Below are 21,770 nucleotides of genomic sequence, written 5' to 3'. Positions count from 1 at the left end.
CGGCCCGGCACCCGCGGCAGCGCCAGGGTCCGGTGCGGGAGGGTGCGCACCCTTCGGTTCGGCGCTGCTGTCGTGCACCCTGCGCTCCACGGCAGTAGCGTCGAACCCATGGCGGTGATCGACTCTCCCACGAGCTGGGTCAACGAGCACATCCGGAAGTACGTCGAGACCGACGGCGCCGAGGGCCACGAGTGGCGGCCCGGTGTCCACACGTTGCTGCTGACCACCAAGGGCCGCAAGAGCGGCGAGCTGCGGCGCACCGCGCTCATCTACCAGCCCGACGGCGACGGCTACGTGGTCGTGGCGTCGCAGGGCGGCAAGCCGGCGCACCCGTCGTGGTACCTCAACCTCACCGAGGACCCCGTCGTCCACGTGCAGGTCGCCGCGGACAAGTTCCAGGCGCACGCCCGCACGGCCGGCCCCGTCGAGCGGGACCGGCTGTGGAAGCTGATGACCGAGGTCTGGCCCGACTACGACGAGTACCAGAGCAAGACCGACCGCGAGATCCCCGTCGTGGTGCTGGAGCGCGTCAAGGGATGACGACCGCGGCACCGGTCACGGTGACGCGCCGGTCCTCCCGCGTGGCGTCGACCTCCAGCCGTGACGGCCTGCCCATGTCCTCGCCCTGGCTGATGACGAACCGCTGCGGTCCTTCCAGGTCGCGCAGGAAACCACCGAACGCGGCGGCGGCAGCGCCCGTCGCCGCGTCCTCCACCACGCCGCCGACGGGGAACGGGTCGCGGGCGTGCACGAGGTCCGCCGACTCGCGCCAGTACAGGTGCACGGTCGTGAGGTCGTGCGCCAGCATCAGGTCGCGCAGCGCGTCGAAGTCGTAGTCGAGCTCGCGGAGCTGCTCGCGGTCCTTCACCGGGATGAGCAGGTGGCGCGCGCCGCCGAAGCCGACGTGCACCGGGCCGTCACCGATCTCCGCGTACCGCAAGGCTTTCAGCGCGGCCCCGACCAGCTCCGGGTCCGCCTCCGCGGTGCTGGTCGGCACGCTGGTCAGCGACGCCGTGCCGGCGGCGGTCTCGATGGTGATCTCCCCGGCCGGCGTGTGGAACGTCAGCGGGCCGTCGCCGATCCGCTCGGCCAGCGCGACGGACGTGGCGATGGTGGCGTGCCCGCAGAACGGCACCTCGGCCTTGGGGCTGAAGTACCGGACGTCGAACTCACGCGTTCCCGGCCGTGGCCGCACGAACGCCGTCTCCGAGTAACCGACCTCGGCGGCGATGGCGAGCATCGCGTCGTCGGTCAGGTCCGTCGCGTCGAGCACGACACCGGCCGGGTTGCCGCCGGCCGGATCCGTCGTGAACGCGCTGTAGCGCAGCACCTCGGTGGTCATGTCGCGTTCCAACGCCCACTTGTGCTGAAGTCTTCCGGCCGCGTGGAAGCTCTCCACGAACGCCATGCCGATCTTCTCCATCACGCGGCCGGACGCGCCGTTGCCGTCGTGGTGGCCGGCGACGACCCTGGCACCGCGGGCGAGCGCCCGGTCCCGCAGCCCGGCGGCGATCCGGGTGGCGAGCCCCCGGCCCCAGTGCGCCGGGTCGACCCACCAGCCGATCTCGATGCCGTCCTCGCCGCGGTGCGCCATCGAGCCCAGGCCGACGACCTCGCCGTCCTCGACGGCGGCGAACCAGCCGTAGCCGAACTCCTCGTGCAGCCGCAACGCCGTCTCGTGCCGCTGCTTCGCGTACTCCGGCGACCACGTCCTGCCGTCACCGACGTACTCGGTCACCCGAGGGTCCGCCGACCAGCGCAGCAGGTGCTCGAAGTGCTCGTCCTGCCAGTGCACGAGTTGCATGGCCCAATCGTGCCTCAGGAGAAGTGGGGGAGCAGCCCTTCGCACGTCCGGACCACGACCTGCGCCGCCCGGCGGTGGTCGTTCGGCGCGTGCACGTCCGCGGCCTGCGCCTGCCACCGCACCAGCGCGTCCAGCAACGCCTCGCGCAGCTCGCCCGCGTCGGGCTCGTACTCGAAACCGAGCCGTGCCGGCGGGGACGTGCCCTCGGCGCCGACGAGCCGCAGCGCCTCGGCCTGCAGCTCGGCCGGCAGCTTGGTGCGGCCCGCCTGCAGGGCGGCGACGAGCCGCAGCTCGCGGAAGTCGTGGGCGGAGGCGACGACCCGTTCCAGGTCGGTCACCAGCTTGCGGGCGCCCGGCCGCGGCTCCATCCGCAGCACCACGTCCAGCGCCAGCAACGCCGAGCGCGCCTTGAGGACCTCGCGGCGCTCGGTGAAGTGCACCGCGATCGAGTCCCGCAGCTCGCCCAGGCCGCTGCGCTGCACGAGCTGGCCGGTGAGCTTCACCTGCGAGTCGAAGCCCTGCCGGATCAACGCGGTGACCAGGCGGACGCCGAAGATCCCGAACCGCTCCAGCAACGCCTGCCGCACGGCCGGTTCCATCGCCAGCGGGAACTGCTCGCCGACGAACCGGTCCGCGGACAGCAGGTGGTCCTCCAGCTCCTCGCGGCCGAGGGAGGCGAGGACCCGCAACGCCTGGAACTCGTCCGCGCGCAACGTCCGCGCGGCCATGGCCAGCAGCCCGGCGACCGAGACCACGTTCTGGCACAGCGGTTGCACCGCGACGTCGCGCCGGTAGCGGCGGGCGATCTGCTTGGCCGACGACAACGCGTCGATCCGCCCGGCGCCGATCTCGTCGGCGCGGGCCAGCACCGCGACCGTGTGCACCGCGGCGGTGCGCGCGATCGGGTGGTCGTTGGCGGCCTGCAGGAACTTCAGGTCGTCGTCCTGCACGTGCCGCATCAGGTACAGCAACGCGTCCGCGTCGCCCAGCACCTGCTCCGGCGAGGCCTCGGACGGTGTGTCGATCAGCACGACGTCGCGCAGCGTCCGCGCGGGCCACTCGACCACGACCCGGTCGGCGCGGTCGATCTGACCGGTCTCGACGTGGTTGCGGCTGCCGCGCCTGCCGATCGGCACCTCGTGCGGGCGGCCGGGGCCGGTGAACACGTGGGCGCGCGGCTCGGTCCCGCCGCGGTACCAGACGAACGAGCCCTGCGGCGTGAACTCGTCGCCGATCAGGGCGTTGACCACGGTGGACTTGCCGATCCGGCCGCGGCCCGCCACCGCGATCCGCACGGGCTCGGTGTAGCGCTCGGCGTGCGCGCGCAACCAGGCCGTGGCGCGCGGGCTGTCCCGGTAGACCGCCAGCGCCTCCTGCAGCATCGACCAGACGACGCGGTCCAGGGTCACGCGGAGAGCTCCATCGTGGGACCGGCGAGCGCCTGCACCCGCTTGTAGAGCGTGAGGAGCCGATCCAGCTCCTTGCGGCCCTCCCGCATCCGGCGCTCGCGCTCGGTCTGGTCGTCCTGCACCGCGCGCTTGGCGCTGCGGGCCGACTCGAGCAACGTCTCCTGCAGCTCCTCGGCCAGCGTGCTGAAGTGGTTGCGCAGCGAGCGCTGGATGTGCCGCCCCGAGTCGCGGACGTCCTTGGAGAACTTGATGAAGAAGTCGTCGACGTGCCGTTGCGCGGCGGCCTTCGCGGCGGCCTGGCGGCGCTTGAGCCGCTGGTCGCTCTCGTCCAGGATCGACTTGCCGCCGAACAGCGCGCCGGCGCCGAGCGAGATCACGTTGATCAGCGGCATGCCGGCCAGCGAGGTCACCAGGCCGAACATCAGCACGCCGCCGTAGGAGCCGCGCAGACCGGTGAAGAGCTTCTGCGACACCGAGAACGGCTCGATCTTCGGCTTCTCCAGCCTGCTCACGGGCTCCAGCAGGTCGTCGGGCAGCACCGAGCCGGGGATCAGGTCCTCGCGGTAGACCGGGAAGTTCTTCGCGACCTTCGCGGCCACCCACTCCGCGCGTTCCATCAGCCAGGCGAAGTTCGTCGTGGCGGCCTCGTTGAGGTTGTCCTCGAGCCACTGCTCGAACCTGTCCCAGCCGATCGCCGGGTCGGCCTCGTCGTAGGTCTTGTCGACCTCGCGCAGGATCTTGCGGGTCCGGTCGCGCAGGTCGTACTCGACGTCGGAGATCAGGTCGGCCATCTCGTCGTTGAGCACGTTCTGCCAGCGCGCGGACCGGCGGCGAAGCTCGTCGACGCGCCGTTGCGCCTCCTGCAGCGTCGAGATCGTGGCCGCGGTGTGCGACGAGTCGTGGGCCGTCAGCTCCTCGCGCAACGGCGTGACGAGCTGGGTAAGGGCGCTCGACGCGACGACGGCGACGGCGCGGCGGGCCAGCAGGTCGGCGGAGGCGACGATGTCGCGTTGCACGCAGGCCAGCAGCTCGGGGAAACCGGACTCGGCGTTGAGCCGCTGGTCGCCGGTCTTCGCGGCGCGCAGGCGCAGCGCCGACGACACCGGGATGAGCTTCGCCGCGACGCCGGCGCGGGCGAGCAGCGCCCGGTTGCGTTCCACGACGGTGCGCCAGCCCGGCACGAGGTCGATCTTCGTCACGACCACCGTGACGTTCGGGCAGGCCTGCATGACCTTCTTGAGCAGGGCCATCTCCGCCGAGGTCAGCTCGCCGGTGGCGTCGGAGACCAGCAGCACGGCGTCGGCCTGCATCAGCGTCGCGAACGTGCTGGCGGTGTGCGCGGACCGGGTGTCGCCGACACCCGGCGTGTCGATCAGGACCAGGCCGCTGTCGAGCAGCGCGCGGGGGATGCCGATCTCCGCGCGCACCAGGTGCTGCGAGTGGGCGGTGGCCTGTTTCGTCACCTGCTCGATCGGGACCGCGATGCGCTCCGTCGGCGCGTGGTAGATCGAGCCCTGCGCGGAGGTGTTGCGGACCAGCGCCGCCGACGGCGTGTCGGCGTGCTGCACGAACGTCGGCACAGTCGTCGTGATGTCGTCGCCCACCGCGCAGACGGGCGCGTTGAGCAACGCGTTGACGAGCTGGCTCTTGCCTTGTTTGGACTCACCGACGACGAGGACGCGCAACTTGGGGTCGAGTTGCTGTGCCCGCTTTTCGCGCAGCCGGGCCTCCAGGTCGGGCCTCCGGTGCGTGACGCAGGCCCCGATCGTCTCGTCGAGCACGTCGAGCCAGGGCGGTGCCATCACCTGACTCATAGTGCCGTGTTCACCCCCCTGGGTGAAAGTCTCGAACGTGAGAACTGGTCCTTTAGGCCAGGACCGGGCTGTTCGGGGAGAGGGTGACGTATCTCACCATGCACGTCTGGACGGGCGTTTTGTCACAGAGACGCCGAACCGGCCCCGTCGGTGCGACGGGGCCGGTTCGCGAGTGCGTCAGGTGGCTCAGCCGAGCAGGCCGCCCAGGTCGAGGTCGCCCACGACCGGCACGTTGCCGGTCACGTCGGTGACGGTGCCCACCACGTTGCCGACGCCCGCGGCGTCGCCGACCAGGCCGGTCGCCGAGCCGGTCACGCCGGTGGCGGTGTCGACCACGCCCGAGACGGTGTGGTGGACCTGGCCGAGGGTGTCGTCGGTCTTCACGCCGATGTTGCCCTGGGAGATGCTGTTGAGGCCGGTCACGTCGAGGACACCGAGGCCCGCGTCGTTGCCGCCGAGCACGCCCAGCGCGTCGTGGGTCAGGCCGGTCACGCCGTCCAGGTGGCCGAGGATGCCGTCGGCGCCGGGAACGGCGGAGGTGACGCCACCGAGGGTGGAGTCGACCGTCGCGGTCGCGGTGTCGGTCACGTCGAGCACGGTGCCGGTGACCGGGGACGAGGTCTGGTCGAGGACCGAGGTCACGTCGCCGACGACGGAGAAGTCACCGTCGAGCTTGACGGCGCCGGCGCCGTAGGTGTCGGCGGTGTTGGTGCCCGCCCACACGGTGAGGCCGTTCTCGTCGGCGGCGATGAGGCCCGCGGACGAGGTGGCGATGTTGTCGAGGGACAGACCCGACGAGGTCAGCTGAGACGCGACGGCCTGCAGCTGGCTGATGGCGCCGAGCGGTCCCTCCGCCAGGACGTCCTCCGCGACTCCGTCGAAGTAGACGCCCTCCAGGGCGGGCAGGCCCGCGGGGGTCTCCGGGAGCAGGTCGATGACCAGCGGGATGACTTCCTGAACGTCGACAGCCGTGATGTCCGCCAGCCCGGCCTGCTCCAGGGTGCCCTGAGCGTCGGCGGCGAACGCGGCCTTGAGGGACGGGTCGCTGAGCAGGTTGAGCACGAAGTCGTGGAGCGTGCTGGGCGACTGCATCATCTGAGGGAACTCCTGTTGAGGCACTGGCTGTTGGTGTCTCGCTGAAAGCTAAGAGAGCGGGGTTCCCCAGAACATCGGGGATCACTCCCAGTGAATCCCCGTTCCCCGATGGGGTGACGCTCGTTGACCCCCTAGGGGGTTAGGGGCAGTGCTTGAGCGTCCCTCGTTCACCCGTGTAGGTACTGGTCGCTGCTGCGAACAGGTGAGGTAAAGACGTGGCGTACGTACTCGGAGTCGATGTCGGGACCACCCGCACGACTGCTGCCGTGTGCCGCCTCGACGGCACCAGGGACGCCGAGATCGCCCTGGTCGTGCCGTCGTACCTGCAGCTCACGGAGGCCGGGACGTTCACCGTCGGCGAGTTCGGCGGCGAGGGCTGGCCAGCCACCGGGTTCGCCCGCCGAGTGGGTGACGCGGTGCCGTTCTCGCTGGGCCCGGAGACCTGCCCGGCCGAGGAGCTGACCGCGTTGCTGATCATGTGGATGATCGGCGAGGTGGTCGCCCGGGAGGGTGAACAGCCCCGTCACGTGGCCGTGAGTCACCCGGCCGGGTGGGGTCCCTATCGCCGCGGCCAGCTCCACGGGGCGCTGCGGGCGGTCGGGGTGCACGACGTGACCCTCGTGCCGGAGCCGTTCGCGGCCGCCGAGAACCACGCCGTGCGTGCTCGTGTGGTGCCCGGTTCGGCGTTGGCGGTGTTCTCGCTGGGCAGCCACGCGTTCTCCGCGTCGGTCGTCAAGCGCGCGCAGAACCGGACGTTCGAACTGGTCAACCACATCGAGGGCGTCGACCACCACACCGGCGCCGACTTCGACGACCTGCTCGCGGCACTGGTGCGCGGCAGGCTCGGCAAGGACGGACGCGTGTCGGCCGCCGAGTGCGAGGCGGCGAAGCGGGCGTTCGGCCCGGCCGTGGTGATCAGCGGCGTCGAGATCGGCGTCGCCGAGTTCGTCGAGGAGGTCCGGCCGTCGGTCGACCACCTGGTCGCCACGTTCCTGCGCGCGGTGGGGGCGGTGCAGCCCGACGCCGTGCTGCTCGTCGGCGGCGGCTGCCGGATGCCCGTGATCGGCGACGCGCTGTCGGCGTCCGTCGACTGCCGGGTGCTGGCCGAGGCCGCCCCCGAGCACTCGGTGGCCAAGGGCGCCGCCGTGGCCGCGCGCCTCGTCGTGCTGGGCCCCGACAGCGAGCCGGACCCCATCGACACCTCCGTTCTGGTGCACACCCGGGAGGCGTCGCTGCGCTTCCCCGTCGGTGAGGCCCCGAGGCCCGACGACGACGAGTTCACCGCGCCACCGCCCCGCCCGCCGGTGGACGTGTCCCCGCTGGAGCTGCCGCCGCGCCGCGTGAAGCGCATGGCGAGCGCGCTGAAACCGGCCGGACGCCGGTCCGGCTCCCGCTCCGACTCCCGAGACGATGATGAGGACGGCCGTTGAGCGTGACCACGCGAGCCAGGTTGGTGCTGGACTCCTCCGTGCGAGGTGTCCTCGACCGGATCAACGACGCGGAGGCGGGCACGAGCCTGCGCGTTGTTGTCGCGGCGCCTGGCGGTTACGGCAAGACAGCGCTGCTTTCGGAGATCTCCAACCCGGCCGTGCGCGTGGTCGACGACGCGCACCTGCTGGACGACGACGCCCTGCGCGCGCTCACGTCCGAGCCGTTGCTGGTGCTGGCCTACCGCCCGTGGCCGCGCCGCGCGGTGCTGGCCGAGCTGACCCGCGGCGCGGTGGTCGTGCCGCTGGCGCCGTTGTCGCGCGAGCAGGTGCGCGAGGTCCTGCACGCGCCGAAGCCCGTGGTGGACTTCGTGTTCGCGCAGACCGGCGGTGTGCCCGGCCTGGTGGAACGCCTCGGTCCCGTGGCCGAGGTCTCCGCCGACGCGCTGGGCGCGTTCCGCTCGGAGCTCGACTGGCTGGACCCGGACCTGCAGAAGTTCCTGCTGGCTGCCGAAGCCGGCGCCGCCCAGCGCCTGGACCTGCTCTCGGCGTTGCTGGACAAGGACTTCGACGAGGTCAGCGACATCATCGAGGCCGCGCGCGCCACCGGGATGCTCGCCGAGGACGGCACCCTGCTGCCCCTCGCGCACCGGGCGGTGGCCGCGCTGACCCGCGCCGAGCGCCGGATCGCGGTCCGCCAGAAGCTGGCCCAGCTCCAGCTCGACCGCGGCGGTCCCGTCCTGGAGCTCGTGCGACCCCTGCTGGACACCGGGATCGGCGGGCCGGTCTTCGCGGCCGCCGCCCGTGAGGCGCTCGCCGCCGACCCCGGACTGGCCGCCCGGTTGTTCGCCGCCTCGACCGGTGGCGGGGCGCCCTCCGCCGAGACCGCCGCGCAGTGGGCGACGGCCTCGGCGATGGCCGGCGACCTCGACGGCGCCCTGCGGCTCGCCGACAAGGTGATCAGCACCTCCGACACCCCGCACCGCCGCACCGCGGCCGAGGTCGCGGCCGTCGCCCTCGCGCACCGCGGTCAGCTGGCCCGCAGCACCGAGCTGTTCCGCTGGGCGGCCACCCCGTACGCGGCCGCCTTCGCCGGGATCGGCCTGATCGGCACCGGGCACCTGTTCGAGGAGGCGCCGCCGCAGCCGCCGACCATGCTCGGAGGCGCCGCCTCGTTGATGCTGCAGGGCGTCCGGCAGTCGGTCGCCGGGGCCGAGACCGCCGCACTGTCCACTTTGGTCAGGGCGTCGTCGATGCTGGAACCGGCCCGTGGCGCGGTGTTGCTGCCGGACAGCCCGGCCGCGCTGGCCGCTCTGGTGGCGGTGCACTGCGGTGAGCCGAACGTCGCCGAGTCGGTGCTGGACCGGGCGGTGGAGGCCGGCACCGGTGGCGTGCTGATGTCGGTGCGGCATCGGCTGTTGCAGGCCTGGCTGCACATGCTGCGCGGAAACCTCACGGTCGCCCGCGAGACGTTGATGTCCGTTCGCGGTGCTTTCGAGCCGCGTGACTGGATCTTCGCGGTGGCGCTCGAGGTGGGCGTGGCGCGGCGCAACAGCGACCTGGCGACGTTGCGGCGCACCTGGGAGCAGGCCTGCGAGGCGGTGCTGCGGCACCCGGTGGACCTGTTCAGCCTGTTGCCGCTGGGGGAGTTCGCGGCGGCGGCCGCCCGGTTGCGCGACCAGGGACGGCTGGCGCCGCACCTGGCGCAGGCCCGTGCCTTGCTGCAATCGCTGGGAAATCCGCCGTTGTGGACCACGCAGCTGCACTGGAGCCTGCTGCACGCGGCGATCATCGACGAGAACGCCGCCGCCGCCGAGGAGCACGCCGCCGCGCTGGCGGTGAACCGGGAGCACTCCCGCTACTGCGCCGTCATGTCCGGTGCCGCCGAGTGCTGGCTGGACGTCGTCGCCGGGAAGGTCGACCCGGACCGGGTCGAGGAGGCCGCCCGCAGCCTGCACGCCGTCGGGCTGTGGTGGGACGCCTCGAGGCTGGCCGGGCAGGCGGCCATCCGGACGTCCGACCGGCAGGCGATGGTCCGGTTGCTCGACTGCGCCCGCTTGTTGCAGGGCCGGCCGGTCTCCGCCCGGCGGGCTCCCGAGGACGCCGCGGCCGTCGTGGTCGAGGACGCCGGGAAGCTCAGCGACCGCGAGCGGGAGGTCGCTCAGCTCGTCGTGGAGGGGATGACCTACAAGCAGGTGGGGGACCGGCTGTTCATCTCCGCCAAGACCGTCGAGCACCACATGGCCCGGATGCGGCAGCGGCTGGGATCCACCTCCCGCTCGGACCTGCTGGCTCAGCTGCGGCACATCCTGGGGACCGGATCGGCCTCCTGAGCGGCCGGCTCGCCCACTCCGGGCGGCGGAGCGGTGCTGTGCTCCAGAAGAGTGACCCCGCCCTGCGTTCTTCCACGAGGAAATTGCTCCGATCGAGCGAGCAGGGCCGGTGACGCTGCGAGAACCGGATACCCCCGATGGGGCGAACGTCGTCGCGCATCGGGACGGTCCGGGTTGCCGCCGGTAGGCTTCCGGACCGTTGCTCGCCGAGCAGGTCAGGTGGATCGAGTGCCGAGCCAGGACGACGCGGGATCGTCGCGTTCTCGGAGACGTGACGAACTGGCGCACGACTGGGCGGTCCAGGTCAGCGGCACCGCGTGCATCCCGTTCTCGGCCGCGAAGCTGACCGAGGAGCTGCGCGAGCTGCTGAACGTCGTGGCCGAGGCGGTGGCCGGGGACCCGGCCACGGCGGGCAAGGCCGGCCGGCGGCTGGTGGAGATGCACTGCGTCGGCGCGGAGAGCCTGATCAGGTCCGTTGCCGTGCTGGCGCGCTTCGTCGCCGCGGAAGGGGCCGACGCGGAGCGGGCCGCCCTGGTCATCGGGGCGCTGTCGGCGGCGTACACCGGGGCCATCCAGGCGTTCGTGCTGGAGCAGCAGCAGAGCGTCAGCCAGGCGCTGTTCCTCGCGAACCGGGCCGTGCAGCTCGACCTCCAGGCCAGCGAGGAGCGGTTCGAGGACGTCTTCGCGCACTCGTCGACCGGGATCGCGATGGTGAGCCTCGACGGTGAGCTGGAGCGGGCCAACGAGGCGTTGTGCACGATCCTGCGCAGAGACGACGTGGCGGGCATGACGCTCGGCGACCTGATCGCGCCGGCCGACTTACCGCTCATCGAGGACGCGCTGGCGAGCCTGTGCCACGGGCGGCTGCGCAGGGTCGAGGAACGGCCCAGGCTGATCGACCGCGACGGCGAGCACTTCCGCGTCCTGCTCGCCGCCACCGTGCAGAAGGACGCCGACGACAAACCCCTGCGACACGTCGTGCTGATCGAGGACGACAGCCAGCTCACCCTGCTCGGCGGGCGGTTGCAGTACCAGTCGCTGCACGACGCGTTAACCGGGCTGCCGAACCGGCAGTACCTCACCACGCGGCTGGAGTCGTTGCTGCACAGCGATGTCGAGCACGGCGTGACCCTCTACCACCTCGACCTGGACGCGTTCGCGGTGATCACCGACGGCCTCGGGCGGGAGGTCGGCGACGGAGTCCTCCGGCTGGTCGCGGAACGGCTCTCGTCGGTGTTCTCCCGCGAGAAGGCGATGGTCGCGCGGCTGGAGGGCGACGAGTTCGCCGTGCTGGTCGAGAACGGGCCGGACACCCCGGACGTCGGCACGACGATCAGGGCGATCGAGCACGAACTGGCCGAGCCGGTCTACTTCGGCGACCACGGCGTGGCCGTGTCGGCGACGATCGGCGTGCTGCCGAGGTTGCACCCCGGCGACCACCCGGCCGAGGTGCTCAGGACGTCGGACATGACGTTGCGGCGGGCCAAGCGGACCGGCCGCCGGCAGTGGGGGCTGCACGACGCCACGCAGGACAAGCGGGAGCGGGAGGACCTGGCGCTCGCCGCCGTCATGCCCGGCGCGTGGGAGAGCGGCGACATCGAGGTCGTGTTCGCCCCGGTCATGAGGCTGGACGGGTCGGCGCGCGTGTGCGTCGAGGCCGAGCTGAGCTGGCGGCACCGGGACGCCGGGCTGATCCCGCACGGGAAGTGCGTGTCGATGGCCGAGAACACCGGGCTGATGCTGCCGCTCGGCGAGTGGATGCTGCACCGGGCCGCGGAGGCCGCCACCGGCCACGACGAGCTGCTCGCGGTGTGCCTGACCGCGAGCCTCGCGAACAGCCCGGACCTCGTGCGCGACGTGCGGAGGGTGCTCGCGGACACCGGGCTGAGGGCGGAGCGGTTGCTGCTGGGCTTCCCGATGCACGTGCTCGCGTCCGAGGACGGCGAGGCCGCCGACAACCTCCAGCTCATCTCCGAGATGGGCATCCACATCGGCGCCCGCGACTTCAGCGGCTCGACGGCGGAGATCGAGCTGGTGCGGTCGCTCGGCGTGCGGGCCGTGCGGGTGCAGGGGCGGTCCCGCGAGCCGGACGAGCTGGTCTCGCACGTGCTCAGCGACCTCATCGGGTTCGTGCACGAGGCCGGTGGGCTCGTGGTGGTCGACGCGATCGAGGACGCTGAGCAACGTGACTGGTGGAAGGAGCTGGGCGCCGACGCGGGCGTCGGGCCGGTGTTCTGCGAGCGGCCGGCTACGCGGTGGCCCGGCGCGGGGTGAGGTGCACGAGGACCAGCGCGAAGCCCGCGACGGTCACCATGCGCAGCGCGGCCGGGATGCCGTTCCAGTCCTGCGACTGCCACATCGCGAACCACTCGCCGCCGATCGTCATGAACCCGCCGAGGAACAGCGCCACGACCATCAGCAGACCGGCGGACGCGAGGCTGCGCGCGCTGTCCTCCCGGCCGCGCAGGTAGGCGATGGTGCCCGCGGTCAGCAGAACCGCGGAGACCGCCTCCCACGCGATGATCAGGACGTAGACGAGCGTGACGACCGCGGGACTGGTGATCGCCCGCCACTTCAGACCTTCGCCGAACGTGGTGTCCATGGCGAGGACGTGCCGCACGAACGCCTCGTTCGTGCCGTAATCGGTGATGTTGCCGAACACCACGATGAGCATGTTGAGAGCGATGAACCCGACGGTCACCGCGACGACCGCGCGCAAGCTGCCGACCCGAGCAAGAAGACGCATGGCGCGGACAGTAACCGATGGTGCGCGAGCTTCGAGGCCTGATTGCCCGCACCCGTCAGCAAGGGTCCTCGAACTCGACCTGGGGCAGGCGGGTGCGCCACAGCTCCTCGGTGAGCGCTCCTCTCGTGGTGGCGCAGATGCGCTCGGCTTCGTGCGCGACGTCGAGGTCCCACAGGCGCAGCACGCCGTCGGCCGCCGCGGTCAGGAGCACCCGGCTGTCCGATCCGAAGTGGACGCTCGGCTCGGCGCCGGAGGCTAGGGTCATCTGCTGGCTCAGCGGGGCGGCCTCGGCGGGATCGCCGATGTCCCACAGGCGGAACGTCTTGTCGGCGCTGCCGCTCGCGAGCGTTCTGCCGTCCGGCGCCACCGACAGGGAGTAGACCTGCTGGGTGTGTCCGGTGAGCACGCTCAGCGGCACCGGCCGCTCCCGGTCGCGCACGTCGAAGAGGCGGATGGCCTTGTCGGTGCCGCCGGTGATCAGCGTCTTCCCGTCCGGTGTGAAGACGGCGCGCTGCACGGGCTCCCGGTGGTCCGTCATCGGCGTGCCGAGCAACCGCGGCTTGGCGCGGTCGGCCAGGTCCCACAGCCGGAACGTGCGGTCGCTGCTCACGGTGACCAGTGTCCTGCCGTCCGGGCTGAACGCCACGTCGTTGACGTAGCCGTCGTGGCCGGTCAGCGGAGCGCCGAGCGGGACGGGCCGCGCGGGGTCGGTGACGTCCCACAACCGCACCGACTTGTCGTCGTCCCCGGTGACCAGCGTCCTGCCGTCGGGGGAGAACCCGACCGGGGAGGCGAACCGCGTGCCGAGCACGATCGGCTGCCCCAGCGGCGTGACGCGGGCGGGGTCGCTGGTGTCCCACAACCGCAACGTCTTGTCCGCGGTGATGGTGGCGAGGACCGCGCCGTCGGGCCGGAGCCTGGGCCTCGAGTAGGTCTGCTCGGGACCGATCACCACCGTGCCGAGGGGCTGGAGCGCCCCGATGCCCGCGAAGTCCCAGATCCGCGCGGTCCGGTCGCCGTACCCCGTCACGAGCAGCTTGCCGTCCGCGCTGACCGCCGGCGCGCCCACGTTCGTCGGGCTGATCGGCACCATGTTCTGCGGCAAGGACCACAGCCGCACCGAGTTCTCGCCCGCGCCGGTCGCCAGCGCGCGGCCGTCCGGGGTGAAGCCGACGGCGAACACGCCGCCGCTGGGCGCCGCGAGCGGCTTGCCGATCTGGCTCACGGCGGCCGGATCGCTGAGGTTCCACAACCGCGCCGTCCCGTCGCCCGCGCCGGAGGCGAGCATCCGGCCGTCGGGGCTGAACTTCACCGACCACACCCCGCCGGTGTGGCCGATGAGCGCGTCGTCGACCGGTTCCTGCGTCGCGGGGTTCCACAACCGCACGGTGGTGTCGTCGCTCCCGGACGCGAGGAGCTTGCCGTCCGGGCTGAACGCCACCGAGTGCAGGCCGTCGGTGTGGCCGGTCATCGGCTTGCCGATCGTGGTCCTGGCGGCGACGTCCCAGAGCCGGATGACCCGGTCGTCGCCCGCCGTGGCGAGCGTCTTGCCGTCCGGCGCGAAGGCGAGCGTGCGCACCGCCGCGCCGGCGCCGCTCAGTGGTGCGCCGACCGGCGCGGGGTTCGCGGGATCGCTCACGTCCCACAGCCGTGCGGTCTTGTCCTCGTTCGCCGCGGCGAGGGTCCTGCCGTCGGGGCTGAACTCCAGCAGGTAGCTCGTGCCGTTGCCGGTCTCGACGGTCTTGAGGTGCCGGGGGTTCGCGCGGTCGGTGACGTCCCACAGGCGGATCGTCCTGTCCTCGCCGGTGGTGGCGAGCAGCCTGTCGTCGGGCGAGAACACCGCCGAGCTGAGCCAGCCGGCGTGGCCGGTGAGCACCGCGAGCGGCCGGGGGTTCGAGCGGTCGCGCACGTCCCACAGGCGCGCTGTGCGGTCGTAGCTCGCGGTCGCGAGGACTGTGCCGTCCTTGGTGAACGACGTCAGGTACACCGCGCCGGTGTGCCCGTTCAGCGGTACGGCCAACGGCGTCTGCTGAATGGCGAGCAGCCGGGACTTCACGTCGAGGTCGTCGGCCCGCATGCGGTGGGCGGCCAGCAGCAGCCGCGCGGCCACCGACGGGTCGGTGTCGGCCAGCCGGTCCGCCTCGGCCACGACCTGGCGGAACACCGCGTCGTCGCGCTGCCGCACCGCGATCACCGCGGCGGTCGCGGCGATCAACGCGAAGATCACCACCAGGGAGACCGCGCTGCGGCGCAGCCAGACGCTCTTGCGGTGCTGGCGCTCCGAGGCGTTGATGAAGTCCTTCGCGAGCGAGGTGACCTGCTGCTGCCGCGCGCCCTCCAGCCGTGCGCCGCGGTAGAGCAACGACGAGTCGCGCTCGCTCGCGGCCCACGTCGCCGCGTCCTCCTCCAGCCGCTGCCGGGCCAGGTTGCCCGCGCGGTCCTCGTCGATCCAGCTCCGCAGCCGGGGCCAGGCGTGCAGCAACGCCTCGTGCGTGATCTCGACGCTGCCCGCGTCCGCCGTGATCAGCCGGGCGCTGGTGAGCACCTCGAGCGCGCGTTCGGTGGCGGGCAGGTTCGTGCTGAGCTCGAGCAGGCTGTGGCGGCTCGACCTGCGGCGGGTGTCCTGCGTGTCGTCGCCGACCCGGACGAGGCGCAGGAGCAGTTGCTTCGCGGCCGCCCTCGCGGGCTCGTCCAGGTCGGACCAGGCCCGTTCGGCGGTCGTGGCGACGGCGCCCTGGATGCCGCCGGCCGCCCGGTAGCCCGCGATCGTGAGCCGGCCCGCCTGCCGGCGTTGCCACGTGACCAGCAGGGCGTGGCTGAGCAGCGGCAACGCGCCCGCGTCGTAGGCGTCCTTGCCGCGGCGGTTGTGCGCGCCCAGATCGCGCAGCATGAGGTCGACGAGGCCCGGTTCGAGCTGGAGGCCCGCCGCCCTGGCCGGGTTCGCCACGGCGTCGCGCACCTCGGCCGCCGACATCGCGCCGAGCACCATCTGCCGGTTCTGCAGCGCCTCGGCGAGCTCGGGGAAGTCGAGGCAGCGCGCGTAGAAGTCGGCCCGCACGCCGAGCACGACCGCTGTCGTGCCCGCCGCGGCGTGCAGGGCCTGCACGAAGACCCGCAGCCGGTCCTCGTCGCCGCCGAGCGTGAACGCCTCCTCGAACTGGTCGACGACCACCACCCGGTCGCCGACGGCGACCCGCACCTCGTGGGCGAGGTCGACCACCACCTCCGAGCCGGCCGCCGCCTCCAGCGCCTGCGCCAGCTCCGGCACCCGCAGCGAGAGCTCCTTCAACGGATCGGTGCCGGGCGAGAAGACCACGGCCTCCTTGCTCAGCCTGGGCAGCACCCCCGCTTTCACCAAACTCGACTTGCCGGCCCCCGAAGCGCCGACGAGCACGGTGATCCCGTTTTCCCGCAGCCGGTCGAGAAGCGCTTTCGTGGCCCTTTCCCGGCCGAAGAACCAATTGGCGTCCTGCGGCCCGAAAGCGCTCAGCCCCATGTACGGGCAAACCGTGCCGTCGTCCTGGACCGGTGTCCCGGAATCGGTGACGGGACTGGCGAGCGCCTCTTCCCAGAGGGCGCGCCACGCCTGGAGGTCGTAAAGGCCGTCGACCGCGGCCTGGGGCTTCCTCTTCCTGGCTTCGCCGACGAGGATCTCCAGCACCGCGCTCAGCCCGCTGAACCGCGCGGGCACGTTGCGGCCGCGGCGCCAGTCGCTCACCCGCTGCGCCGGCACGCGCACGGGTCTGCCCTGCTCGTCCGTCCGGCGGGCACGAGTGACCGACTCCGTGACCCGCTTCAGGGGCGGGTCACCTGCCTCCGCGTAGAGCAGCGCGAAGCGCTCCGCGAAGACGCCACGGGGTCCCAAGCGGCCTCCACCTCGTCCGGACCGGAAAACGTGGACCACCCGTCTGAGCTGCGGCGCACGCGCCGGACAGGTCGTCCGAACCCCACCCTAACGAGATGGTCCGACAGCCTCGACCCCAAGTCCTTCACGAAGACGGGAGACCGTGCGCAGTGGTAGCGACCAACGGGGGAAGCACTTCCACGGCTGAGGAGCGCTGGGGGTCTCCTCAGCCGTGGCCAGGGCCGAGCGAGTGGCAGGGCGCCGCCTGCTAGGTCAGCCCACCCGCCACAGGGCGTCCGCCTCCGGTTGCCTGGGCTGGACCCGGTTGGGATCGGGCGGGTAGGCCTCGGTCGGCAGCGTCACGTAGGTGATCGAGCCCGGTGTCAGCGCGGTGAGCTTTCCCGCGAGGTCCGCCAATTTCGCGATCGACCCGATTCCGGTGTCCGTCACGATCGACCTGGTCAACACGTCGGCGAGTGCCAGCGTTTTCTGCGGACTGGCGAGCCAGTTCTCGTTCGCGAATTTCTCGCTCAACGCCCGCAGGAAGAGCTGCTGGTTCTTGATGCGGTTCAGGTCGCTGCCGTCGCCGATGCTGTACCGCGTGCGGACGAAAGCGAGCGCCTGCGTTCCGTCGAGCGTCGTCGGTCCCGCCGGCACGTGCAGCCCGCTGCGGTCGTCGTCGATCGCCTCCGGCAGCGTGATCGCGATGCCGCCGAGCCGGTCGACCACGTCGCGGAACCCGGCGAAGTCGATCTGCACGAAGTGGTCGATCCGGATGCCGCTCATCTGCTCGACCGTCGCCACCGCGCACGCGGCACCACCCGTGGAGAAGGCGCTGTTGAACATGGCGATGGCGGCGGCCGGCTCGTCCCCGCACCGCGGCCGGGGGACCATCGTGTCGCGCGGGATGCTGACCACGCGGGCCTGGTCGCCGCGGGCGTTGAGCTGCACGACCATGGCGGTGTCCGACCGCCCGTCGTCCTTGCCGAGCAGGAGGACGTTGAGGGGGCGGCCAGGCGTCGACGGAGGCCTGGGGTGGCTGATCTCCTCGGAGAGGTCGACGGTCGTGAGGTTGCTCTCCAGCCGCCAGTACGAACCCCCGGCCACGACGCCCGCCGTGATGACCACGGCCGCCCCCGACACCGCGAGCCATCGTTTCAAGTGGACGTTCATACCCCCGACGGTCCCGGCTCTTTGTCCGGATCACGTCGGTGGATCGTCATGGTTGTGTCACAGCGCGCCTCAGTCGGTCCAGGAAGACGTCGTGCCGCGCGGTGACGGCGTACTTCGCCTTCGTGCGTTCGGTCGCGATGTCCCGCCCGAACGGGCTCCCCTCCGCCAGGAACCGCCGGTCGGCCACCAGCGCGCCCCGCGTGTACCGCCCGGTGAGCTCGATGGCGAACCGGTCCTCCCGGTACGTGGCGAGACCGGGGTAGAGCATGATCGCCGCGGCCAGCGGGTCGTGCGGCACGAACCCCGGCTTGCCCAGGAAGCTCTCGTAGAAGTCCGCGTAGAACCGCAGGAACTTCCGCGGGTAGCTGTCCAGGGGGAGCGCTTCCAGCCACTCACCGGGCACGTGGCTCGCCATCGTGACGTCGAGCCCGACGATCGTGAGGTCCTCGAAGCCCGCCTGCAGGACGAGGTCCGCCGCCTCCGGGTCGTGCCAGAAGTTGGCCTCGGCGTACGAGGTGATGTTGCCCGGCACGGTGAGCGCGCCACCCATCACCACGACCTTGTCCAGCAGCCGCGGCAGCCGCGGCTCGATCTGCAACGCCAGCGCGACGTTGGTGAGCGGCCCGATGGCGAGCAGGCTCAGCTCGCCCGGTTCCTCCCGCGCCCTGGCCGCGAGCTGCTCGGCCGCACTCCGCCCCGTGCAGGTGGTGGCCGGCTCGTCCCCCGCGCACCCGCCGAGCCCGTCCTGCCCGTGCACGTCCTCGGCGGTCATGAGCGGCTGCGCGAGCGGCCTGGCGGCCCCCATCGCGACGGGAACGCCGAGGCCCAGCCGTTCCACGAGCCTCAGCGCGTTGGCCGTGGCCTGCTCGACCGGCACGTTGCCGTGGACCGTGCCGATGGCGACTATTTCGGTGTCGGCGTGCGCTCGCAGGTAGTACAAAGCAAGGGCGTCATCGATGCCGGGATCCGCGTCGACGATGATGCGCATGCACCCGATCATGCCATTGGGGGATGACATGACGATCCGTCCCGCGGTTGTCTCCGACGCACCCGCAGTTGCCTCCGTGCACGTGCGAACGTGGCAGACCGCCTACCGCGGCCTGATCCCGGACTCGGTGCTGTCCACTCTCTCCGTGGAAGCACGCACGTCGATGTGGGAACGCGCCATCCCGTCCGGCGGAGTGTGGGTGGCCCTGGCCGACGACACCGTGACGGGCTTCGCCTCCGCCGGCCCGTCCCGCGACGACGCGGCCTTCGAGCTGTACGCGATCTACGTGCTGTCCTCGGCGTGGGGAACGGGCCTGGGCTTCGGCCTGATGCAGGCGGCCCTGGCCGGCCAGCGGGACGTGATCGTCTGGGCCCTGGAGTCGAACACCCGCGCCCGGCGCTTCTACGAGCGCCTCGGCTTCCGCACCGACGGCGCCGCACGAACCGAGACCGCAGGCACCACAGAGCTAGAAGAAGTCCGCTACCGCCGCACGGCGTAGGACGCGCCTACCATCGTGTCGTGGTGTTCCGCCGAGGTCTGGAGTCACGCGAGGCCGAGATAGCCCGCGAGGTGTTCGGCGACGCGCTGGACATCAGCGCCCTCCGCCTGGCCGAAGGCGGCTTGCTGGGCAGTTTCGGCGTGGCCCGCACGTTGCCCAGGCTCGTCACCTTCCCCAAGGGCGTCCTGACCAGCCCGCAGAACCAGGCGAGGTACGAGCGCTGGCTGGTGCACGAGCTGACCCACGCCTACCAGTACCAGCACGGCCGCAGCGTGCTCGCCCTGCTCCCCACCGCCCTGGCCGGGTTCTTCAACAAGAGCCTCTACGACTACGGCGGCCCGGAAGGCCTGCGCGGCAAGACGTTCGCCGACTTCAACACCGAACAGCAGGCCAACATCGTGGCCGACTACTACTACCTCAGCACCTACGAGCCGCACCGGGATCTCTCGGCCTACGAGCCGTACATCGCCTTCGTCCGGCAGGGACGGGCGTAGGGCGTTTCACGCAGCCGGACTGGTTGATGGTCAGCCACCGAGGTGGCTGGCCATCACGAACCTCGTCACCACTTTCGGAGGTGGTGATCGCCAGCGTGGCGGCGCTCGCGAGGGGTGGGCTCCTCGCGCAGAACTCGCACCATCTTTAGCCCACGAATGGGCGAAGAGATCGACCAAAGACTAAGGCCTCTGACCGGTATACGCAGGTCAGAGGCCTTAGTTTCACCCGGCGAAAGGTGGTGCCCCAGGCAGGATTCGAACCTGCGACACACGGTTTAGGAAACCGATGCTCTATCCCCTGAGCTACTAGGGCTGGCGACAGCAGTCTACCGGGGCCCCGCCACCGACTTGACCAGCGCCCCCTCCCAACCTCGGACCAGCACGAAGCCGCGAGCACAAGGTCCACCTGCTCACGCACGGTGAGGGGTCGGCGGAGACACCTGCGGCCGTTGGGGGGAAGTGAGGCAGGCCACCTTCTTTTGTGGAGAAACGTCAGGTACGCAAGGGGCGTGAGCAGACCGTGGCCCGACTTCCGTCCTGGACCGCTCGGCACCGTCAAGGCCTGGTGGCGGCGGCGGGTGCCCAGGAGTGCCGACGACTTCACCTTCGTGCCGCCGGCCAGCACTCATCAGCAGGAGTTCGAGACGCCGCTGCCCAGTGCGGTGTACGGGTTGGACTTCCAGCTCCGGCTCACGGTTGTCTGGCGGCTCGACCTGGCCACCGGGTTGCGGCACAACTCGCCGAAGAGCGCGGCCATCCACCACGTTCTGCAGCGGGCCAAGGAGATCAGCTCCAAGGTGATGTTGCTGCACCACGCCGCCTTGCAGGTGCAGCTGGGGGATGAGCTCGCCGCCGAACGGCAGGTGCCCGGGACGCACGTGTGGGCTCGGGCGGAGCAGGTGAAGGTCGCGGTGAACGAGGACGACCTGGAGATGGCTCGCAAGCACGTCGAGCTGCTGCGGAACTCCACGTTCAAGCTGGCTGAGCGGGACGTCGAACGGGCTGAGATCCGGTACCTGCGGGACGAGGTGCTGACGGACGTCGGCACGGCGACGATCTGGTGGTTGCAGCGCAACGGGTACCAGGTCGAGGAGGCCGTCAAGCTGTCCGGGCACCTCGCCGAGCTGGTGAAGATCGCTCAGCTCGAGCCGACCAAGCACTGGGCCGAGTCGCTGGTCAGCAGTGTCGAGAAGGCGCTGCCCGAGCTGGAGGACGCGCATCGGCGGGACCTGCGGTTGCACCTGGCCAAGGCGTTGAGCGTGTACGGGGGGTCCGGGGTGGCGGCGGAGTTCGCCGACCAGATCGGGTTGCCGGCGGGCGAACCGCACGCGAACGGGCACCGCGCGAACGGACACGTCTAGTCTTGATCAGGTGCTGACCGAACTTCGCAGTGCCGCGGTGGTTGCCGGGTTGCGGGCGCTCGCCCGGCTCACGCCCTATGCCGAGGCGGAGCTGATCGGGCTCCGCAAGATCGTCAAGCCCGGGGACGTCTGTGTCGACGTCGGGGCCGCGCTGGGGTTGTACACGGTGACCCTGTCGCGGCTTGTCGGTCCACAAGGGACTGTCCACAGCGTCGAGCCGCTGGTGTTCGCGCATCCTGCGCTGTCGTACGTGCTGCGGCCGCGGGAGGGGCGCAACATCAGGCGGCACTCGGTCGCCCTGGGGGCCGAGGAGCAGGGGCGTGAGGTCATGAGCGTGCCGGTGCGGCACGGCAGTCCGGTCACCGGGCGGTCGTTCCTCACGGCCGGTGCTGACGGGCTGGGGTCGAACGAGGAGTTCGACCAGCACTTGGACGTGCTGGTCAAGACGGACACGCTGGACCACTTCGTCGAGGACAACGGGATCACGCGGCTCGACTTCGTCAAGGCCGACGTCGAGGGGGCCGAGCTGCGGGTGCTCGAAGGCGCCGTGAAGACCATCGAGCGCTTCAAGCCCGCGTTCCTGCTGGAGATCGAGGAACGGCACGTCGAGCGGTTCGGCTATCGGGCGCAGGACGTCGCCGACTTCCTCACCGAACGCGGGTACGGGATGAGCACCTGGCGGGGCAACGAGTGGGTGCCGGCCGGCGGTGTCGGTGAGACGACGCGGAACTACCTGTTCCGGGCGCGGTGAGGAAGTGGAGGACGCCGACCCCTGGGGGTGGA

16 protein-coding genes and 1 tRNA gene are annotated in these 21,770 nt (G+C 71.4%); 8 read left to right on the top strand and 9 right to left on the bottom strand.

Translation table 11 applies throughout. The annotated features are described in order from the left end of the window. Window positions 1-108: 108 nt before the first annotated feature. Window positions 109-540: a nitroreductase family deazaflavin-dependent oxidoreductase gene (locus BMW88_RS07480; protein WP_089949848.1), complete on the top strand. Its 432-nt coding sequence runs from the start codon at window positions 109-111 to the stop codon at window positions 538-540. Here the strand turns inward: BMW88_RS07480 and BMW88_RS44280 are convergent. The 4 genes from BMW88_RS44280 to BMW88_RS07460 all read right to left on the bottom strand — a co-directional run bounded on the left by BMW88_RS44280 (window position 530) and on the right by BMW88_RS07460 (window position 6,122). After that, window positions 530-1,804 carry a PhzF family phenazine biosynthesis isomerase gene (locus BMW88_RS44280; protein WP_089949847.1) on the bottom strand — a complete coding sequence of 425 codons (1,275 nt, stop codon included), beginning with the start codon at window positions 1,802-1,804 and terminating at the stop codon, window positions 530-532. The genes BMW88_RS07480 and BMW88_RS44280 overlap by 11 nt on opposite strands. Window positions 1,805-1,818: 14 nt before the next feature. After that, window positions 1,819-3,213 carry a P-loop NTPase family protein gene (locus BMW88_RS07470; RefSeq protein WP_089949846.1) on the bottom strand — a complete coding sequence of 465 codons (1,395 nt, stop codon included), beginning with the start codon at window positions 3,211-3,213 and terminating at the stop codon, window positions 1,819-1,821. Beyond that, window positions 3,210-5,015, bottom strand: coding sequence for a dynamin family protein (locus BMW88_RS07465; RefSeq protein ID WP_089949845.1), 1,806 nt, complete (start codon window positions 5,013-5,015; stop codon window positions 3,210-3,212). The genes BMW88_RS07470 and BMW88_RS07465 overlap by 4 nt, the downstream gene beginning before the upstream one ends. A 198-nt stretch (window positions 5,016-5,213) precedes the next feature. Then, the gene (locus BMW88_RS07460; RefSeq protein ID WP_089949844.1) at window positions 5,214-6,122 is read right to left on the bottom strand and encodes an IniB N-terminal domain-containing protein; all 909 of its coding nucleotides are present in this window, start codon (window positions 6,120-6,122) and stop codon (window positions 5,214-5,216) included. A 215-nt stretch (window positions 6,123-6,337) separates the two neighbouring features. Here BMW88_RS07460 and BMW88_RS07455 point away from each other — a divergent pair, with 215 nt between their 5' ends. The 3 genes from BMW88_RS07455 (at window position 6,338) to BMW88_RS07445 (ending at window position 12,156) form a co-directional block, all read left to right on the top strand. Continuing rightward, window positions 6,338-7,552 (top strand): Hsp70 family protein, encoded by a 1,215-nt coding sequence (locus tag BMW88_RS07455; RefSeq protein ID WP_143115999.1) that lies wholly within the window; start codon window positions 6,338-6,340, stop codon window positions 7,550-7,552. Window positions 7,553-7,554: 2 nt separating this feature from the next. Then, the gene (locus BMW88_RS07450) at window positions 7,555-9,882 is read left to right on the top strand and encodes a helix-turn-helix transcriptional regulator (RefSeq protein WP_089949842.1); all 2,328 of its coding nucleotides are present in this window, start codon (window positions 7,555-7,557) and stop codon (window positions 9,880-9,882) included. A gap of 219 nt (window positions 9,883-10,101) precedes the next feature. Continuing rightward, window positions 10,102-12,156, top strand: a complete 2,055-nt coding sequence (locus BMW88_RS07445) for a bifunctional diguanylate cyclase/phosphodiesterase (protein ID WP_143115998.1) — start codon at window positions 10,102-10,104, stop codon at window positions 12,154-12,156. Here the strand turns inward: BMW88_RS07445 and BMW88_RS07440 are convergent. From BMW88_RS07440 to BMW88_RS07425, 4 genes are all read right to left on the bottom strand, one after another. Next, complete coding sequence (locus BMW88_RS07440) at window positions 12,131-12,628, bottom strand: DUF2165 domain-containing protein (RefSeq protein WP_089949840.1); 498 nt, start codon at window positions 12,626-12,628, stop codon at window positions 12,131-12,133. The genes BMW88_RS07445 and BMW88_RS07440 overlap by 26 nt on opposite strands. Window positions 12,629-12,683: 55 nt before the next feature. After that, window positions 12,684-16,493 carry an nSTAND1 domain-containing NTPase gene (locus tag BMW88_RS07435; RefSeq protein WP_089949839.1) on the bottom strand — a complete coding sequence of 1,270 codons (3,810 nt, stop codon included), beginning with the start codon at window positions 16,491-16,493 and terminating at the stop codon, window positions 12,684-12,686. Between the two features lie 252 nt (window positions 16,494-16,745). Beyond that, a complete protein-coding gene (locus BMW88_RS07430; protein WP_089949838.1) occupies window positions 16,746-17,645 on the bottom strand; it encodes an LCP family protein in 900 nt (299 codons plus the stop codon). 46 nt (window positions 17,646-17,691) lie between these two features. Further along, the gene (locus tag BMW88_RS07425) at window positions 17,692-18,633 is read right to left on the bottom strand and encodes a nucleoside hydrolase (protein WP_089949837.1); all 942 of its coding nucleotides are present in this window, start codon (window positions 18,631-18,633) and stop codon (window positions 17,692-17,694) included. Between BMW88_RS07425 and BMW88_RS07420 the strand changes: the two genes are divergently transcribed. Next, window positions 18,602-19,132, top strand: a complete 531-nt coding sequence (locus tag BMW88_RS07420; RefSeq protein ID WP_342714973.1) for a GNAT family N-acetyltransferase — start codon at window positions 18,602-18,604, stop codon at window positions 19,130-19,132. The two genes, BMW88_RS07425 and BMW88_RS07420, sit on opposite strands and share 32 nt — an antisense overlap. A 20-nt stretch (window positions 19,133-19,152) precedes the next feature. Further along, complete coding sequence (locus BMW88_RS07415; RefSeq protein WP_089949836.1) at window positions 19,153-19,626, top strand: hypothetical protein; 474 nt, start codon at window positions 19,153-19,155, stop codon at window positions 19,624-19,626. Window positions 19,627-19,863: 237 nt separating this feature from the next. On the opposite strand, the gene BMW88_RS07410 is transcribed toward BMW88_RS07415, so the two are convergent. After that, window positions 19,864-19,939, bottom strand: a tRNA-Arg gene (locus tag BMW88_RS07410). Window positions 19,940-20,135: 196 nt separating this feature from the next. Here BMW88_RS07410 and BMW88_RS07405 point away from each other — a divergent pair. Further along, window positions 20,136-20,987, top strand: a complete 852-nt coding sequence (locus BMW88_RS07405; protein WP_245777619.1) for a hypothetical protein — start codon at window positions 20,136-20,138, stop codon at window positions 20,985-20,987. Between the two features lie 10 nt (window positions 20,988-20,997). Next, on the top strand, window positions 20,998-21,738 hold the full coding sequence (locus BMW88_RS07400; protein ID WP_089949834.1) for an FkbM family methyltransferase: 741 nt from the start codon (window positions 20,998-21,000) through the stop codon (window positions 21,736-21,738). The last annotated feature ends 32 nt before the right edge of the window (window positions 21,739-21,770 follow it).

It is taken from the genome of Lentzea xinjiangensis, assembly GCF_900110955.1.
Classification (GTDB): domain Bacteria; phylum Actinomycetota; class Actinomycetes; order Mycobacteriales; family Pseudonocardiaceae; genus Lentzea; species Lentzea xinjiangensis.
Note: the sequence above shows the minus strand (reverse complement) of the source record. Positions and strands in the feature narration are given on the sequence as shown.

What these genes read in the sequence shown, in the direction of transcription:
- BMW88_RS44280 (WP_089949847.1), bottom strand. Translation starts at nt 1,804, where the DNA reads ATGCAACTCGTGCACTGGCAGGACGAGCACTTCGAGCACCTGCTGCGC.
- BMW88_RS07480 (WP_089949848.1), top strand. Translation starts at nt 109, where the DNA reads ATGGCGGTGATCGACTCTCCCACGAGCTGGGTCAACGAGCACATCCGG.
- BMW88_RS07440 (WP_089949840.1), bottom strand. Translation starts at nt 12,628, where the DNA reads ATGCGTCTTCTTGCTCGGGTCGGCAGCTTGCGCGCGGTCGTCGCGGTG.
- BMW88_RS07465 (WP_089949845.1), bottom strand. Translation starts at nt 5,015, where the DNA reads ATGGCACCGCCCTGGCTCGACGTGCTCGACGAGACGATCGGGGCCTGC.
- BMW88_RS07420 (WP_342714973.1), top strand. Translation starts at nt 18,602, where the DNA reads ATGCCGGGATCCGCGTCGACGATGATGCGCATGCACCCGATCATGCCA.
- BMW88_RS07460 (WP_089949844.1), bottom strand. Translation starts at nt 6,122, where the DNA reads ATGATGCAGTCGCCCAGCACGCTCCACGACTTCGTGCTCAACCTGCTC.
- BMW88_RS07425 (WP_089949837.1), bottom strand. Translation starts at nt 18,633, where the DNA reads ATGCGCATCATCGTCGACGCGGATCCCGGCATCGATGACGCCCTTGCT.
- BMW88_RS07430 (WP_089949838.1), bottom strand. Translation starts at nt 17,645, where the DNA reads ATGAACGTCCACTTGAAACGATGGCTCGCGGTGTCGGGGGCGGCCGTG.